The sequence below is a fragment of the Gardnerella sp. KA00718 genome (genome assembly GCF_049244285.1).
In the GTDB taxonomy this organism is placed as follows: domain Bacteria; phylum Actinomycetota; class Actinomycetes; order Actinomycetales; family Bifidobacteriaceae; genus Bifidobacterium; species Bifidobacterium vaginale.
On sequence record NZ_CP058370.1, the window covers coordinates 1,138,517 to 1,155,109 of the forward strand.

The 16,593-nt window shown below is 38.8% G+C and carries 13 protein-coding genes; 5 read left to right on the forward strand and 8 right to left on the reverse strand.

Annotated elements, in window-relative coordinates; genetic code table 11:
- Positions 1-9 precede the first annotated feature (9 nt).
- Positions 10-2,190 (forward strand): DUF2075 domain-containing protein, encoded by a 2,181-nt coding sequence (locus HXT55_RS04615; protein WP_014554642.1) that lies wholly within the window; start codon positions 10-12, stop codon positions 2,188-2,190.
- 131 nt (positions 2,191-2,321) lie between these two features.
- Here HXT55_RS04615 and HXT55_RS04620 read toward each other — a convergent pair whose 3' ends face one another.
- From HXT55_RS04620 to HXT55_RS04645, 6 genes are all read right to left on the reverse strand, one after another.
- Positions 2,322-4,811 (reverse strand): ATP-dependent Clp protease ATP-binding subunit, encoded by a 2,490-nt coding sequence (locus HXT55_RS04620; RefSeq protein WP_064623217.1) that lies wholly within the window; start codon positions 4,809-4,811, stop codon positions 2,322-2,324.
- Between the two features lie 69 nt (positions 4,812-4,880).
- A complete protein-coding gene (locus tag HXT55_RS04625; protein WP_421792579.1) occupies positions 4,881-6,131 on the reverse strand; it encodes a DUF3027 domain-containing protein in 1,251 nt (416 codons plus the stop codon).
- A gap of 18 nt (positions 6,132-6,149) precedes the next feature.
- Positions 6,150-6,539, reverse strand: coding sequence for a cold-shock protein (locus HXT55_RS04630; RefSeq protein WP_004115360.1), 390 nt, complete (start codon positions 6,537-6,539; stop codon positions 6,150-6,152).
- Between the two features lie 189 nt (positions 6,540-6,728).
- Positions 6,729-8,762, reverse strand: a complete 2,034-nt coding sequence (locus tag HXT55_RS04635; RefSeq protein WP_075038608.1) for a sensor histidine kinase — start codon at positions 8,760-8,762, stop codon at positions 6,729-6,731.
- A 2-nt stretch (positions 8,763-8,764) separates the two neighbouring features.
- The gene (locus tag HXT55_RS04640; protein WP_421792582.1) at positions 8,765-9,505 is read right to left on the reverse strand and encodes a response regulator transcription factor; all 741 of its coding nucleotides are present in this window, start codon (positions 9,503-9,505) and stop codon (positions 8,765-8,767) included.
- 60 nt (positions 9,506-9,565) lie between these two features.
- Complete coding sequence (locus HXT55_RS04645) at positions 9,566-10,300, reverse strand: hypothetical protein (protein WP_421792584.1); 735 nt, start codon at positions 10,298-10,300, stop codon at positions 9,566-9,568.
- A 186-nt stretch (positions 10,301-10,486) separates the two neighbouring features.
- On the opposite strand from HXT55_RS04645, the gene HXT55_RS04650 reads away from it, so the two are divergent.
- The gene (locus HXT55_RS04650) at positions 10,487-10,780 is read left to right on the forward strand and encodes a WXG100 family type VII secretion target (RefSeq protein WP_004115363.1); all 294 of its coding nucleotides are present in this window, start codon (positions 10,487-10,489) and stop codon (positions 10,778-10,780) included.
- 118 nt (positions 10,781-10,898) lie between these two features.
- Here HXT55_RS04650 and groL read toward each other — a convergent pair whose 3' ends face one another.
- Positions 10,899-12,524 (reverse strand): chaperonin GroEL, encoded by a 1,626-nt coding sequence (gene groL, locus HXT55_RS04655; protein WP_004112644.1) that lies wholly within the window; start codon positions 12,522-12,524, stop codon positions 10,899-10,901.
- A 273-nt stretch (positions 12,525-12,797) separates the two neighbouring features.
- Positions 12,798-13,481, reverse strand: a complete 684-nt coding sequence (locus HXT55_RS04660) for a LytR C-terminal domain-containing protein (protein WP_004115367.1) — start codon at positions 13,479-13,481, stop codon at positions 12,798-12,800.
- Positions 13,482-13,627: 146 nt separating this feature from the next.
- Between HXT55_RS04660 and HXT55_RS04665 the strand changes: the two genes are divergently transcribed.
- From HXT55_RS04665 to HXT55_RS04675, 3 genes are all read left to right on the forward strand, one after another.
- The gene (locus HXT55_RS04665) at positions 13,628-14,338 is read left to right on the forward strand and encodes a uracil-DNA glycosylase (RefSeq protein ID WP_421792587.1); all 711 of its coding nucleotides are present in this window, start codon (positions 13,628-13,630) and stop codon (positions 14,336-14,338) included.
- Positions 14,339-14,399: 61 nt separating this feature from the next.
- The gene (locus HXT55_RS04670; protein WP_032812301.1) at positions 14,400-15,554 is read left to right on the forward strand and encodes an AAA family ATPase; all 1,155 of its coding nucleotides are present in this window, start codon (positions 14,400-14,402) and stop codon (positions 15,552-15,554) included.
- Entirely contained in the window at positions 15,551-16,585 is a 1,035-nt protein-coding gene (locus HXT55_RS04675) for a DUF58 domain-containing protein (RefSeq protein WP_009994213.1), read from the forward strand. The genes HXT55_RS04670 and HXT55_RS04675 overlap by 4 nt, the downstream gene beginning before the upstream one ends.
- Positions 16,586-16,593: the final 8 nt, after the last annotated feature.

Sequence of the window (16,593 nt, forward strand, 5' to 3'; positions counted from 1 at the left end):
CATTAAATCATGATGAAAGCTATTGTTCCCCCTAAGTCCATAATTGTTAATTTACCTTATAAAGTTTTCAAAGATAATGAATTAGAACATAGCATTAATGAAAATCTAAAGTATAAAAGAAGTGATCTTGATAACCAAACTATTCAAGTTTTGAAGCATTACTTGCTGAAATTTCCAACTGTTTATATTGTTCATAAAAAAGAATATGAGAGATATACGGTTTATGTTGGTGAAACTAATAATATTGAGGAGAGAACAAAACAACATCTGAATGCTGATACCAAAATCAGAGATGATTGGGAAAAACTATCTGAAGGCGAAGTAAAACAATATATTATTGCTAATGAACATTTTAATAAATCACTTACTTTAGATGTTGAAAACCGCTTCATGCAGTATTTGTTAAGTGTTGATTCAATTAATGAAGTTACTAATCGCAGAACCAATCCTCAGGGTGAATATTATCCAGAAGAAGAGTTCGAACGTATTTTTTCTGGAATATGGGTTCAGCTTCATGACATGGATCCAGATTTATTTCCAGAGGAAGGAATTATTCGCGACTCAGCTTTATTCAAGGCGTCACCATTTCATAAATTGACTTCTGAACAGAAGACTATTGAAAGAAAAGTTATAGATATCGTTAATGAAGCTTTAAAATCAAAAAATAAGTGTGACTCTGATTCGTCTACGCTTATTTTACTAGAAGGTGATGCTGGTACTGGAAAAACAGTTTTACTTAGTGATTTGTTCTATAAAATTTGTAACAAGCTAAGCAAAATAAAAAATCAATTACGCCAGTACAGTTATGATAGTGTTGAAGTAGAAAACGAAGAAGATTCTGATTATGAATATAAACAATTTTCAACTATCAATAATAGGAAAACTGCTTGCATAATTGTAAACCATAAAGAACAAGTGAATGTATACAATCAAATAGCAACAAAATTACGTTTGCAAAAAAATAATGATGAACTTGTTATGCTACCTTCTCAGTTTATTAATCGTTTTAGCGAGCAAACCGAACAAGGTCGTGGTATTATTGACAGACCAAAGCGTTGCTGTGATGTAGCTCTTATTGATGAAGCTCACTTGCTGAACACACAGGCTAATCAGGCTTACTCTGGTTCAAATATGTTGTCTGATATCTTATGTAGGTCTCGAGTTGTTATTGCAGCTTTTGATCCTAATCAAATTTTACAAAGTAACCAACGGTGGAATTCAGAAGACTTAGAAAAATTATTGGGTACATATTGCAAGGATAAGAAGTCTTTTGGTAATAGTGCTAATGATTGTGGAGCATTATCCTTAAATGATTCAATAAGTGTGAATGTTCGTCGTTTTATTCTTGAAAATCAGATGCGTATGAGAGCTAATAAAAATGTTCTCGAATGGATTAAAAATTTTATATACAATGGTTGTATTGGCACTCTTCCAGTATGTAGTAATTCTGAAATAAAAAATGCAGATTCGAATAATGCAGATAAACCTTTTGATTTCAAGGTATTTGATTCACCTATTAAACTGTTTAAGGCTATCAAATCTAAATCTGAAGAAAAAGCTTCTGGGTGCGATGGGCACGGATTATCACGTATTGTTGCAACATACGATTGGGAGTATAAGAACAATAAGAATAATCCTACTGCTGTAAATGGTACTTGGAATGTAGATTTACATTGTGATAGTAATGGACAATGGTATATGGGACTTGGAGAATATGCTGATGCTAGTAGTTCCGAGTTAGAAATTTTGGAAAGAGAAGGGAAAATTTTTAGCCATCCATGGAATTATCAATTGTCATCGTTAGATAGCTCGAAGCATTCACATTCAATAAAGGAAACAAAAAAATCATGGGCAGAACAGCCTCATACTATAAATGAGATTGGATCTACATTTACAGTTCAAGGATTTGATTTAAATTATGCTGGGGTAATAATTGGACCTTCAGTGCAGTATCGTAATGGTAAAGTTGTTTTTTGCCCAGAAAATAGTAGAAACGATAAAGCAACTAATAAAAGGCACACTAAAGATTTATCAGCAAAAAAGAAAATTACGTTAGACTATTCAATTGATAATCTTAAAAATGAGCTTAACGTGTTATTAAAACGAGGAGTTAATGGACTCTACATTTTTGCTGTAGATACGGAATTAGAAAAAGCATTATTAGATGCTCAGCGTAATTCATTTATCTGAATAATACAGTATCGGAATAACATATTTTATTTATCGGAACAATAGTGATTTATAAAACCCAAAAATCCCGATGAGATTTACACACCGGGATTTTCGTTATTTAGAATATTTTCGTTATTTAGAACTCAACATCAAGACTCAACATCAAACTTTATGCCGCGGAAAATAAACTCCCCCAGCAAACCTTCGCCTTCTGCATCAACTTCAACGCGTTCACCATCTGTTAAGTCGCCAAGCAAAATCTTCTCACTTATGGCATCCTCAATATCGCGCTGAATAACTCTTCGCAACGGTCTTGCTCCAAGAAGAGGATCAAAGCCCTTTTGCGCAAGAAGATTCTTAGCTGCATCTGTAAGCTCCAAAGTCATATGACGTTCAAACAGACGGTCATTCAAATGCTTAACGTCCAAATCAACAATCTGACGAACCTCTGGCTCAGTAAGCTGACGGAACACAATCGTATCATCCAAACGGTTTAGGAATTCCGGACGGAACTGACGCTTCAATTCCGAATTAACCTGATCCTTCATCCTCTGGTAAGATGCATCCGCATTATTGCCAAGACTAAAACCAGTATTCGCTGACTTAGCAATATCACGAGTACCAAGATTTGTAGTCAAGATAATAATCGTGTTCTTAAAATCAACTTTTCTTCCCTGGCCATCTGTTAAATGACCGTCGTCTAACACTTGCAAAAGCGTGTTGAAAATATCTGGATGAGCCTTTTCAATTTCGTCAAAAAGCACCACCGAGAATGGCTTTCTACGAACCTTCTCTGTAAGCTCGCCACCCTCCTCGTAGCCAACATATCCTGGAGGAGCACCGAAAAGACGAGAAGCCGCATACTTTTCCGCAAACTCCGACATATCAACACGAATCAAAGCATCATCATCGTCGAACAGGAATTGAGCTAAGGTTTTCGCAAGCTCTGTCTTACCAACTCCTGTAGGACCAGCGAAAATAAACGATCCAGAAGGACGCTTTGGATCTTTCAATCCTACTCGCGCACGACGAATAGAACGAGAAAGTGCAGAAACAGCCTCATCTTGACCAATAATACGCTTATGAAGCTCCGCTTCCATACCGAGCAACTTTTTGGATTCCGCTTGAGTTAGCTTAAAAACAGGAATACCAGTTGTATTAGAAACAACAGATGCAATAACATCCTCGTCTACAACCATATTCACATTAGACTCGCCCTCACGCCAAGCCTGCTCTTTATTCTTACGTTCTTCCTCAAGCTTTTCCTGCTCATCTCGCAAGTCGGCAGCCTTCTCAAAGTCCTGATTCTTAATAGCTTCATCTTTCTTTTCTGAAAGTTTAGAAATCTTAGAATCAAGTTCCTTAAGCTCTGGTGGCTCTGTCAATCGCTTAATACGTAGGCGAGCTCCAGCTTCATCAATAAGATCAATCGCCTTATCTGGCAAATTCCTATCTTGAATATAGCGAGCAGACATTTCTGCTGCAGACTGCAAAGCAGCATCCGTAATAGTTACGTGATGATGATTCTCGTAGCGCGCACGCAAACCTTTCAGAATCTCAATTGTCTCTGCAATAGAAGGCTCTTGAACTTGAATAGGCTGGAATCTTCGTTCCAAAGCCGCATCCTTTTCAATATACTTTCTATACTCATCGGTAGTTGTAGCACCAATCGTCTGTAGCTCACCACGCGCAAGCATAGGTTTAAGCATGTCAGAAGCACCCAAAGCACCATCTGCAGACCCAGCACCAACAATAGTATGAATCTCATCAATAAATAGAACTATATCTCCACGAGTCTTAATTTCTTTAAGCACCTTCTTTAAGCGCTCTTCAAAATCGCCACGATAACGAGATCCAGCAACCATCGAACCCAAGTCAAGAGAATAAACCTGCTTGCCCTTTAACGTTTCTGGCACATCTCCAGCAACAATCTTCTGTGCAAGACCTTCCACAACAGCTGTTTTACCAACACCAGGTTCACCTATAAGAACAGGATTATTCTTAGTTCTGCGAGAAAGCACAACCATAACGCGCTCAATCTCTTTTGAACGACCAATAACAGGATCAAGCTTCCCTTGCTCAGCTTCTGTAGTAAGATTCCTTCCGAACTGATCTAGCAGCGCAGAACCAGACTGATTCCTCTTATCCTGCACTCCTCCAGCATTAGCCAAATCACCCTTCTGACCGTCTTCTGGTAATCCAGAATTTCCTCGAATCAAATCCATTGCAGTGCTACGAAGATCTCCTAAATCGACCTCCATCTTAATAAGCACCTGCGTTCCAACACCTTCGCCTTCTCTAATAAGACCTAAGAGAATATGCTCGGTACCAATATAGCTGTGCCCCAATTGCAATGCTTCACGCAAACTAAGCTCAAGCACTTGTTTAGCATGCGGAGTAAAAGGTATGTGTCCACTAGGCGAGACAGTACCAGTGCCAATCATTTCTTTTATTTGTTTACGAGTATTGTCTAATTCTACGCCTTTGGCGTTTAAAGCTTTTGCTGCTATTCCTTCGCCTTCTCTAATAAGACCTAAGAGAATATGCTCGGTACCAATATAGTTATGCTGAAGAGAGCGCGCTTCTTCCTGAGCTAGCACAATCACACGCCGAGCGCGGTCAGTGAACCGTTCAAACATAATTGCCTTCCGTTCTTATCCTTCGTTCTATGGTAACGAGTTGCCATGACTCTAACACTATTTTTAGTGTTACTCATTGGTTAATGACGACTTATTTAAATCTTCAGAATTGTCTGCAGAATCCGAGTCATCGCCAGATTCTGCATAATCTGCGCTATCTGCATCATCCGAAACATCACTCTTATCAACATCATCAGAATTATCAGTGCTATCTGCAAAATCTTCTGATTCAATATCTTCATTAGCTTTATTATCTTTATTATTACTTCTATCAATTGAATCAATTTCTGCAGAATCGCTATTTTCGCTATTTTCGCTATTTTCACTGAACTCGTCAGACTCGTCTTCAATTATCAACCTGCGATGTCTTTTACGATTTTCCTTACTATCTTCAATCGCTTCTTCGATAAGCTCTACATCTGCTCTCTCGTCTCTAGGAGCTTGAGGAGCTATCTCAATATGATAATCGTCATAGGCTGGAGTCGATTGAATCCAAAGTTGTGATGGCTCTGGTGGCTCTATTTCGGAATGCTCTCCACACCCGTGATCTAATGCCACCACTCTCCCATCGTCTGGGCTCCACATATTTGCGCAAACTCCAAACATGTTTCCTAAGCTGCCAGCTAGCGGAATCATAAATCCGCAGGATGAACACGCTTTACCATCCGCAATTTTAGTAGAAAGCGATTTAGGACCATGTTGTCCCGAATACCATCGCTTCGCCGTTTGAGCTATTGCCTCAGCAGTCATAACCCTCTTACGAGTTAATCTAAAAGTCTCAACTGCTTCTTCAAAATCTTCTTGAGATTCTTTAGACTCATTATCTTCTTTAGATTCATTATTTTGCTCTGTTTCGTCATCCTGTTCGGTTGCTGGCGACTTTTCCGATTCAGAGCATTCAGTTTCTACAGAATCTTCAGAAACATTTGCTTTAGATTTTTTATAATCTAAAGCTTCTGGATTAACTCCAGACTCAAGCCTTTCATCTTCTTCGGCTGTACCAATAGAGTCCATAACCGAAAGATCCGTTGGCTTAAGTCTATCTTTCCAAGGAATCCAAGGTGGAGGTAGTAAAGAATCCTCGGTTGGGGCAAGAGTTGACTCATTAACTGTCCAACGATCAACATCAGCATCGTGGTACAGCGTTACTGACCACTGCCAACCTTCATACCCAGGCATATTGCAAACAAATCTAAAATCGGTAACATCACTACCAAGATCTGTAGCACTTACGAAATCTCCAACAGCGTTTTCACGCTCTGCAGTTTCCACAGCAATACTATATGCAAGCTCCTGAGGATTAATTACTTCATCTGCCATAAAAAATCCTGTTAAATATCAGTCCTGCACGTCAAAATTGTCTGCTACAGCACGCAACAAATGCGCAAGTTTCTTACTCTCAGCAGTAGACGGATAATGACGACGTCGTAAACCATTGCCTGCAGAATCCAAAAGCTTAATAAGGTCTTCTACTATTGCAGCCATATCTTCAGCTTTTGGTCTTGTGGCTTTTACTAGCGAAGGCGCAGAAGCCACAACAGTGAGACCCATTGCCTGTGGCCCTTTACGACCTTCAACAACAGAGAATTCAACACGCGTACCTTTACGCAGCTCTTTCACTGATTCTGGCAGCGCAGAAGATGGTAAGAATACATCTTTGCCCTCCTCATCGCATATAAAGCCATATCCTTTTTTAGAATCGTACCAACGAACACGCCCGTTGGGCATAACACACCTCACTCGAATTCATTAAATTCTATGCGAATCATCATATTCTACTATAATCCACATAACATTCACTCGGCTCACGCTTTATCAATTGTAGCGCATGAATCCCGAACAATCTAAAACAAAAACTATAAGCAATAAATTATCCGAAAAAACATGTCAAAACAAGCAAAATTATAAATAAAATAATTAATAATTTAAACTATTATCGATTTTTACAATATTATTATCGGTAACCATGCTAGAAGTATCTTTATTCTTAACCTTCTTATTATTCTCATCGTCAAATATCACATTCGGCAACACAACCGTAAGAGTTAAACCATGAGGCTTAGATTCAGATGATTCGCTTCCTGCCATTGTATCATCAATAAGCTGATCACTGCTGGTCCTAGATGCACAAGACGTAGTAGCACATATAAAACCACGATGAGCTTTAACAACAGACTGAGCAATAGACATACCTAAGCCAGTACCACCCTTTTCTCTAGCACGAGATGGATCTGCAATATAGAATCGCTCAAATATGTGAGATAAAGATTCTTCAGGTACGCCAGGTCCATGATCTACCACTCGAATAACCACAAATGAGCTGCCTGTTCCAGTAGATTGGCTCACTTCCGCAGCTTCTAAGAAGTCTTTCAATGAACGAGATACAGATCCCATTTTTTGAAGAGCTTCAGGAGTAATAGAAGCCTTTAGAACACCCATACCTATCTCTACTGGAGAATCGCTTGGAGTATAGCGATGAATGTTTCCAACAATATTTGTAAGAACTTGTCGCAATCTAGCTCCGTCACCCTTTAAAGTGACTTTAGGTAACTCACCTGGAGTAAAAATAAACTTTCTATCAAGACTGCAATTTGTTGGCTTAGAGCAATTCATCAACTTCCAGTCATCAGCTAAATGCAAAGTGCCTTGCTGAATAACTCGAACTGGATCTAACGCTCTCAAATCATTTGCCGCATCAGAAAGAATAGGAGTTACTTTAACTGTCTGAGAAACATTTATTCCTCTACCCTCGTCAAATCGCGCCAGTGAAAGCAAATCTTCTACAAGTTCCGTCATTCTTTCACTAGAAGCCTTAATATGAGCAATAGAATCATCAGCTTTTTCTTGCTGACCAGGCACACCTCTCCACATGTAGTACAATTCAGCGTATCCATGAATAGCAGCTAATGGAGTACGGAGTTCATGACTTGCATCAGAAACAAATTGTTTCATTTTCTCAGTCATTGCTTCCTGGTCGTTAAATCCTTGTTCAATCTTAGAAAGCATAGAGTTCAACGAAGCAGCTAAAGATCCAACCTCCGTGTTTTCTGGTGCGGAAGGTACTCGCCTACTTAAATCTCCTGAAGCAATCTTCGACGCAGTTTTTTCTATTCTCTTTAGTGGAACAAGAGTAGATTGAATAATAAGAGCGGCTAAAACAGCACCAAGAAGGATAACTGTTATACTAACCATCACACAATAGCGTGTAAGCGTATTAACAGTATCTAATTGGTCACTTAAAGAAAGAGCTATATAAACATACCCTCTAACATGCATTTCGGAATTATATCCGCTTCGCTGACCCCATGTAAGAACAAGAACTCGCCAAGGAGATTCCGCAGCTTTTGCAGTTGTTTCATCAATGCTTTTTACATCTCCATGTACACGCGCTGGAGCAGTAAAAGGCCTACGTCTTACAACAACATTATTAATTTCTCCATCTTCTGGAAGAGTTGGCATAGAAACAACATCACCCTTAAGTTTTGGAATCAAAGGTGTAGTAATAATCTTGTTATTAGTGTCTCTAATCTGCAAGAAATAATCATTAGGACCTGCAGCCTGTTCTCCAGAATCCTTACTACGAAGTAAATCTATATTGTCGTAAATAAGCTGAGCCTGATCTGTAAGCTGAGCATCGGTTTTATCCAGCAGATAACTGCCAACTAATTGCCTAATAGAAAGAGAAATACACAATGCAGCAATTGTAAGAACAACCAAAGTACACGCCACCAAACGAGTACTCAACGGTATAGCATCAATATGCCTCCGCAACCATTTGGACTTAGATTTATTCTTAGTTTTTTTAGGATTATCACCAGAATAAGTCACTAATTCGGCTTTAACATTTCGATCAGCACTAACTTCGGACTGATTTAATCCGCTGTTATCAGAACCAGATGTTTTGGAACCATTATTGTAAAGCGAACCATCCACAGATTTGCTCTCACGCATAATCAGGCTTGACCTGCTTTCGGAACGCGAATCATATAGCCAATACCACGCTTTGTTTCAATAAGAGGAACAACCTTCTTTAAGCTTCCATCCTCATTTTTAATTTCAATACCATCAATCTTTTTACGAAGATAAGAAATATAGGATTCTACGATTGCCGCATCTCCACCCCAATCATATTGCCAAACATGATTGAGAATCTGACTCTTAGACAATACTCTACCTTCATTGTCCATCAAATAATGAAGCAGTTTATACTCCGTAGGACTTAATTCAATTGGAACACCAGATCTGGAGACATCATGCGAATCCTCATTAATTTCCAAATCAGCAACGCGCACAACAGGAGTATCTTCATCTGGATCTTGAGTTCTACGCAATATTGCACGAATTCTCGCAACTACTTCTTCTAGACTAAAAGGCTTTGTAACATAATCGTCGCCACCAACAGTAAGACCCATAATCTTATCCTGAGTGTCGTCTCTAGCAGTAAGGAATAACACAGGAACAGCAACACCATTCTGGCGAATTCGCCTTATAACCGTAAATCCGTCTATATCTGGGAGCATAACGTCCATAACAATAAGATCTGGATGTACACGCTCAATAACATCAATAGCTTCTGATCCAGAAGCTGCTGTTTCTACATCAAATCCTGCAAAGTGTAGCGATGCTACCAAAAGCTCACGAATTGAAGGTTCGTCATCGACCACAACAATAGATGCTTCTACATTCTTACCCATACTGATTAGCATCACTTATAAAACTGAATGTTTCCTGAGTGTTTCCTGAAAAAAATCGATTTATTTACGCGCCGCATGGCGTCTCTTAGCTCTTCTCAACCCTAGTGATACTTGTTTTAGAATATAGTTTCTTCTCCACAAAATAAGTGCAACAAGAACAAACAAAGCAACAATAATAACAACCATAACAATTGTTGAAACTACACTTGTTCTGGAAGTTACAGAAGTTTTCTTAGACCGAGCAATCTGCTTCATAAGCATGATTGCAGATTGAGACCAATCAGCACCTTGAGAACTAATAAGAGGACGATACGCCGCATCAGAAAGCAAATCCACGGTTGTTTTTCTTTTAAGCCATTCATCAGAATTAGATGAAACTGCTACTACAAGCTTTCCATCATGAGTAGCAACAGCAAGAAGAACAGTATTACGATCTGGATTAGTGCTTGTAAGTAAATCACTAGCCCATTTTGACGGATTTTTATTTCCAGTAAAATTAGATAAATAAAGTAATTTAACCGATACACCTGTTTGTTTTTTGGTTATTGAAATCATATCTGAAACTTTTGTAACAGAATCTCCAAGAAGATTTTCTGTATCCGTAATAGAATCTGTTGCAACAATACCCAAATTCTTAGTGTTTTTATTCTGAGAATCCGCTTTTGATAATCCATCATTAGCAAAAGCTGTTGTTGGAAACAAAACACTTTCGCTCAAAAATACAATAATTACAAAAGCAGATAAGCCTTTAACCACATTGATAAAAAAATCTTTTATAAACTTTCTCGACGGCATATATTCATAATACCGTGTTTTTAGATTACAAGAAACAAGCGCAAAATAGAGCAATTTAGGCAAAACAAAAGTTAAAAAATTATAAATTTGATTTATACAAATTAATTTATACAAAAGATAAGTTTGCACGGCAAAAACTAAATGAATAACTATAAGAAAATTAACTACACTAAATGAGGAGAAAAAATGACACAATTTAGAGTTGATTCAGAACAAATTCAGCAATCTGCTGCAGCAGTTGCATCTTCGATTAATGCGATTCGAGACGCCACAAATGGAATGTACGCAAATCTCCAACAATTGCAAAGTGTATGGACTGGTCCTGCAGCTACACAATTTGCATCAACAGCTGGGCAATGGCGTGCAGCACACCAGCAAATGGAACAATCATTGCAATCCATTCAACTCGCTATGCAAAATGCTTCTAACATTTACATGGATACAGAAGCGCAAGCTACATCTTTGTTTTCAATGGGATAAACAAAATAATTAAACAATAGAATAAATAAAAAACGTGAGCGATGACTTGTATTTTATAACAACTCACCGCTCACATATAACAACTAGCTAAAAGCTAAGCAATACGTCTAACTTTTATTTAGTAGCCCATCTCTGCGCCAGCCTGTGGTGCAGCAGCTGGCTTCTCAGGCTTATTAGCAACCACAGCTTCTGTAGTTAAGAACAAGCCAGCGATAGAAGCAGCATTCTGTAGAGCAGAACGAGTTACCTTAACTGGGTCGGTAACGCCTGCAGCCAACAAATCTTCATAAGCATTAGTTGCAGCATTGAAGCCTTCGCCTTCTGGAAGCTCACGGACCTTGTTGAGCACAACGTCTCCAGAAACGCCGGAATTCTGAGCAATCTGCTTGATTGGAGCTTCTACAGCACGGAACACAATTGCAGCACCCGTGGCTTCTTCTCCACTAAGAGCAACAATATCAGCAGACTTCTCAACCTTAGCGGCAGCCTGAACCAAAGCTACACCACCGCCTGGAAGCAAACCCTCCTCGATAGCAGCCTTAGCATTACGAACTGCATCTTCAATGCGATGCTTACGTTCCTTAGCCTCAACTTCCGTAGCAGCACCAACCTTAATAACAGCAACGCCGCCAGCGAGCTTAGCAAGACGTTCCTGAAGCTTTTCGCGATCGTAATCGGAATCAGTGTTCTCAATTTCGGCGCGAATCTGAGCAACACGAGCCTCAACATCTTCCTTAGAGCCAGCGCCAGAAACGATAGTTGTTTCATCCTTAGAAACAATAACCTTTGCAGCATGACCAAACACAGAAGCGTCGATAGAATCAAGCTTCAAACCAAGGTCGTCAGAAACAACCTGAGCACCAGTCAAAATAGCCATATCCTGAAGCATTGCCTTACGGCGATCGCCAAATCCTGGAGCCTTTACTGCAACAGTATTGAAAGTACCGCGAATCTTGTTAAGAACAAGAGTTGGTAATGCTTCGCCATCAACATCTTCAGCAATAATGAGCAATGGCTTACCAGACTTCATAACAAGTTCAGCAACATGAACAATGTCCTGCTGGCTAGAAACCTTGCCAGAAGTGAGCAAAATGTATGGGTCTTCAAGAACAGCAGTCTGATCTTCTGCATTAGTGACGAAGTAAGGGGAAATATACCCCTTATCAAAACGCATACCTTCAGTGAAGTCCAAATCAAGACCAAACTTGTTGTTGTCTTCAACGGTAACAACACCGTCCTGACCAACCTTATCCAAAGCTTCAGCAATCTTTTCGCCAACTTCAGGATCTGCTGCAGAAATAGTTGCAGTAGCTGCAATCTGATCCTTGGTTTCAACATCCTTAGCAGATGCGAGAAGTTCCTTAACAATTGCTTCTGAAGCCTTTTCAATTCCGCGACGAAGAGCGATTGGGTTGCTACCGGCAACAACGTTCTTTAAGCCTTCGTGCACCAGAGATTGAGCCAACACGGTAGCGGTTGTAGTGCCGTCACCTGCAACGTCGTCAGTCTTCTTAGCAACTTCCTTTACCAATTCGGCGCCAATACGCTCGTATGGATCTTCAAGATCGATCTCCTTAGCGATTGAAACGCCATCATTAGTGATGGTTGGGGCGCCGTAAGACTTATCAAGAACAACGTTACGACCCTTTGGACCAAGAGTCACCTTTACTGTATTTGCAAGCTTATCAAGACCAGCAAGCATACCCTGACGGGCATCTTCTTCATAGGCAATAATCTTTGCCATTATTCCTCCACATAACTTAACTATGGAACACTCACTCAAACCGTCGAAATCTAACCAACCGTCAGCTGTTGATTAAACCTGCAACATTAGAGTGCTAAATGAAGATTAGCACTCTAAGTGCCCGAGTGCCAACTATATTCAAAAATATATAGAAAAAATCTATAAGCAAAATCAAAAATAGCCAAGCAAAAAGCCACTCTAGATGACTTTCTACTCGACTATTTAAGAAATTATTTATTATTGAAATTTATTGCAAAATGAGTAAATCGCAATTTACTTGCACAAAACAACAACTATTGTGGTAGTTATTTCACTAGTTGCCTCAACATTGCTAATACCCAAAGTTTTAGCAATGTCTTGTGCAGCAGCACGATTTTCATCTCCCTTGTACCAAACAACAGAATCCGAAGGAACATTACCTTTAGGATTTGCAGCTTCTACATTTGCATAACCAGCTTGCTTAAGCTTTCCAGCTTCTTGAGCTGCATGACCCTGAATTTTAGTTGCATTAACAACTTTTACTTGAACTGTCTTGTTAATATCTGCTGTCGAAGAGTCATTGTTAGCATTAGAGTCTTTAGAAGAATTCTTATCTTCTTTATCTTGCTTTTTATCTGACTTATTTGTTTCTTCTGGGTCCTTATCCTCGTCTGAATCATCGCCATCAGCTTTGTCAGATTTACTCTTGCTCTCATCAATTTTGCCATTTTTATTGCCATTAGAAGACTTGGAAATTGCTGAATTATTTGCACTCCAAGGCATACGAATATTGTTGATTTCTCCAGACATAACCGCCCATGCCAGAAGACCCAACACAACAGCAACAACTAGCACAACAACATATGGGAACAATACAGCATACCACGCGCGATTTCCACGATGTACTCCAACAGGACCTTCTGGTGGATTATCGAAATCATCAGTCGTGAATGACACGTTCTGGCTATTGTTCGCCATAATTGTATCCCTTCCAAAAAATCATTAAAACAGTATGGAATACATACTAGCGAATGCCTCGCACAAAACATAAGATAAATGGAAATATAAAAAATTATTATTATTTGCTGCACATATTTGTCATTTATGTTTTAAAGTTATTAACCATGGAGATTAAACAGCGAAAGTCTTTACACGATTTAATAGAACCAGATTGGGCAGACGCTCTTGAGACAGTAGAACCACAAGTTCACAAAATGGGAGACTTTTTAAGAGATGAACTATCTAACGGGAGGCGATTCCTGCCAGAAAGTCACAATATTCTCAGAGCTTTTACAATACCTTTTAAAGAAATAAAGGTTCTTATTGTTGGTCAAGATCCATATCCTACTCCAGGTCATCCTGTAGGGCTTAGTTTCTGCGTTGCTCCAAACGTTAAACCATTACCTAAAAGTCTTATTAATATTTATAAAGAATTAGTTAGTGATTTAAATGTACCAATGCCAAAGAATGGTGACTTAACACCGTGGACTCAAAAAGGCGTTATGCTACTAAACAGGTGCCTTAGCGTTGAAGTAGGTAGACCTAATAGTCATCAGGGAAAGGGCTGGGAAGAAATTACCGATGCAGCTATTACCGCATTGAATAACCGTGTAGATAATAACGGCAAGCATATTCCTCTGGTTGCAATTTTGTGGGGAAGAAATGCTCAAAGTCTTGCTCCTCTTCTTACAAACGCAATCATTATTCAATCCCCTCACCCAAGTCCTCTTTCTGCCTCTAGAGGATTCTTTGGTTCTCGTCCATTTTCAAGAGCAAACCAGGCTTTAATATCGTTAGGATCAACACCAATAGATTGGACTCTCCCTAGCGAATAGTAAAGATTATTTAAAGTAGTAAAATCATCTAAAGTAGTAAACATCAGTTAGAATGAAACGCATGGCATTATTCCCTCCACAACCAAGCAAACAAAACGATAACGCTAATACTGGCGTATTTAATCTTCCTCCACAACCACGTGCAGTTACACCTAACAATACAATGGTCAGCAATACAATAGCTAATCAAATTGTTGACTCTATAAATCAACCAGTATCTGCTGGTGTTTCTAATGAAGATATTAAACGAGCTCAACAGATCGCTGATATTCTTCGTTCTAGGTTTGCACAAACACTTGTTGGGCAAGATTCTCTCAGAGAATCACTTATTTTAACTCTTGCTGCTGGAGGACATATTCTTATTGAGTCCGTTCCTGGATTGGCTAAAACCACAGCGGCTCAAACTCTTGCTACAGCAATGTCTGGAAGTTTCAAAAGAGTGCAATGCACTCCTGATTTAATGCCAGCAGATTTGGTTGGAACACAAGTTTTTGACTTCGCTTCTCAAAGATTCACAACACAAATTGGACCTATTCACGCTAACGTAATTCTTCTAGATGAAATTAATCGTTCTAACGCAAAAACACAATCCGCTATGCTTGAAGCAATGGCAGAAGGCGCCACAACTATTGGTGGAGAACGCATTAATCTTCCTCAGCCTTTTATGGTTATCGCTACACAAAACCCTATTGAAGAAGAAGGAACTTTTAATCTTCCAGAAGCACAAATGGATCGCTTTATGATTAAAGCAATTATGTCGTATCCTTCCTTCAACGAAGAAGTTAGTATGCTTAAGCTTTTAACCAATAGAGGCAGCGACGTTTTCAATCCAGAATCTTTAAATAATCAAAAGATTAGCCTTCAGGATGTCACTTTCTTAAGATCGGCAACTCGCAGAGTACATGTTTCGGAAGCAGTTATGAAGTATGCAGTAGATATTGTTGCAACTTCTAGAGGAGAAGGTAGTCACCCTCTTAAAACTATTTCTTCTCTAGTTAGAATGGGCGCAAGCCCTAGAGCTTCTATTGCTTTGATCCGCATTGGTCAAGCTCAAGCTTTGCTTTCTGGAAGAGATTACGTAATACCGGAAGACGTTAAAAAGTTTGCTCATGATGTTCTTAGACACAGGATTCTTCTTACTTTTGAAGCTTTAGCCGATTCTATTACAAGTGATCAGATTATTGACGCAATAGTGAAAACGGTTCCTGCACCATGATCTTTGCAAATCCGTTTTTTACAAGAATGTTAAAATCTTTTACAAAATCTGATTTTGTGGTACAAGATACTAAAAGAAGCTTATTAGTTTCAAATTCTGCTAAAAAGATTAGGCGAAAGATTGAAGAATTAGATAATCGTCTGAATTTACCTGTAGCCAAAAAATCGTTGGGTGTTTTTGAAGGAGAGCATCCGTCCAATCATAACTTTGGAAATGGTGATTTAGTTGACATTCACTCATGGCAGCCTGGTGATGAAGCTAGAATGATGAACTGGAAAGCTAGCGCTAGACTTGGCGAGCCAATGGTCTCTTCTAGAGAAAGAAACTGTTCTTCTAAGACTTGGATTCTTGTAGATTCTAGCGCGAACATGAATGCTTCATGTTCTTGTAATGGACTTAACGAGTATTTGTACGAGGCAGCTTCTAATTCAGCGTGTTTCTTTGCGTCTTTAAGTATAAAACGTAACGATTCATTAAACTGCGTTTTATTTGACGGTAACGATATTATAAAGATTCCTTCATCTAGGAATCTTCCTGATTTTGAACGTAATTTGGATAAAAATATATATAAAACACGTAAAAAACTTAGAGATACAAATACGATCATAAATTTTGCTAATTCAATTAATCAATCACGCGGATTAATAGTAATTATCACGGATGAATATGCAATTTCGTCAAAACATTTTGATGATTTGCAAAAAATTTCAAGACTACACTCATTGATCGTGGTAACAATATGTCCAATTAATCCATTTAATTCATATAAAGTTACGCCAATAATTGACGGTACAACAATGCGAGAAATTCCAGCATTCTTAAAAGATGATTCTTGCGCTAAAGAAGTTAATACACATAGAGCTTTTGTCAATAACGCATTGCACGAAATTCTAAATAACACAGGATCATCGCTTATACGCGGTTCTTCTAGTGAACAAATATTCCATTCTTCGACGAAATTTATATCGAAAGCTACCTTACAGAGTATGTTTTCTGGCGCTAAAAGCAATAAAGATTTACGCTTGAGTTAGTGTGGTAA

Bases quoted from the DNA above. Each gene is read 5' to 3' on its own strand.
- HXT55_RS04615 (WP_014554642.1), top strand. From the start codon at position 10: ATGATGAAAGCTATTGTTCCCCCTAAGTCCATAATTGTTAATTTACCT.
- HXT55_RS04620 (WP_064623217.1), bottom strand. From the start codon at position 4,811: ATGTTTGAACGGTTCACTGACCGCGCTCGGCGTGTGATTGTGCTAGCT.
- HXT55_RS04625 (WP_421792579.1), bottom strand. From the start codon at position 6,131: ATGGCAGATGAAGTAATTAATCCTCAGGAGCTTGCATATAGTATTGCT.
- HXT55_RS04630 (WP_004115360.1), bottom strand. From the start codon at position 6,539: ATGCCCAACGGGCGTGTTCGTTGGTACGATTCTAAAAAAGGATATGGC.
- HXT55_RS04635 (WP_075038608.1), bottom strand. From the start codon at position 8,762: ATGCGTGAGAGCAAATCTGTGGATGGTTCGCTTTACAATAATGGTTCC.
- HXT55_RS04640 (WP_421792582.1), bottom strand. From the start codon at position 9,505: ATGGGTAAGAATGTAGAAGCATCTATTGTTGTGGTCGATGACGAACCT.
- HXT55_RS04645 (WP_421792584.1), bottom strand. From the start codon at position 10,300: ATGCCGTCGAGAAAGTTTATAAAAGATTTTTTTATCAATGTGGTTAAA.
- HXT55_RS04650 (WP_004115363.1), top strand. From the start codon at position 10,487: ATGACACAATTTAGAGTTGATTCAGAACAAATTCAGCAATCTGCTGCA.
- groL (WP_004112644.1), bottom strand. From the start codon at position 12,524: ATGGCAAAGATTATTGCCTATGAAGAAGATGCCCGTCAGGGTATGCTT.
- HXT55_RS04660 (WP_004115367.1), bottom strand. From the start codon at position 13,481: ATGGCGAACAATAGCCAGAACGTGTCATTCACGACTGATGATTTCGAT.
- HXT55_RS04665 (WP_421792587.1), top strand. From the start codon at position 13,628: ATGGAGATTAAACAGCGAAAGTCTTTACACGATTTAATAGAACCAGAT.
- HXT55_RS04670 (WP_032812301.1), top strand. From the start codon at position 14,400: ATGGCATTATTCCCTCCACAACCAAGCAAACAAAACGATAACGCTAAT.
- HXT55_RS04675 (WP_009994213.1), top strand. From the start codon at position 15,551: ATGATCTTTGCAAATCCGTTTTTTACAAGAATGTTAAAATCTTTTACA.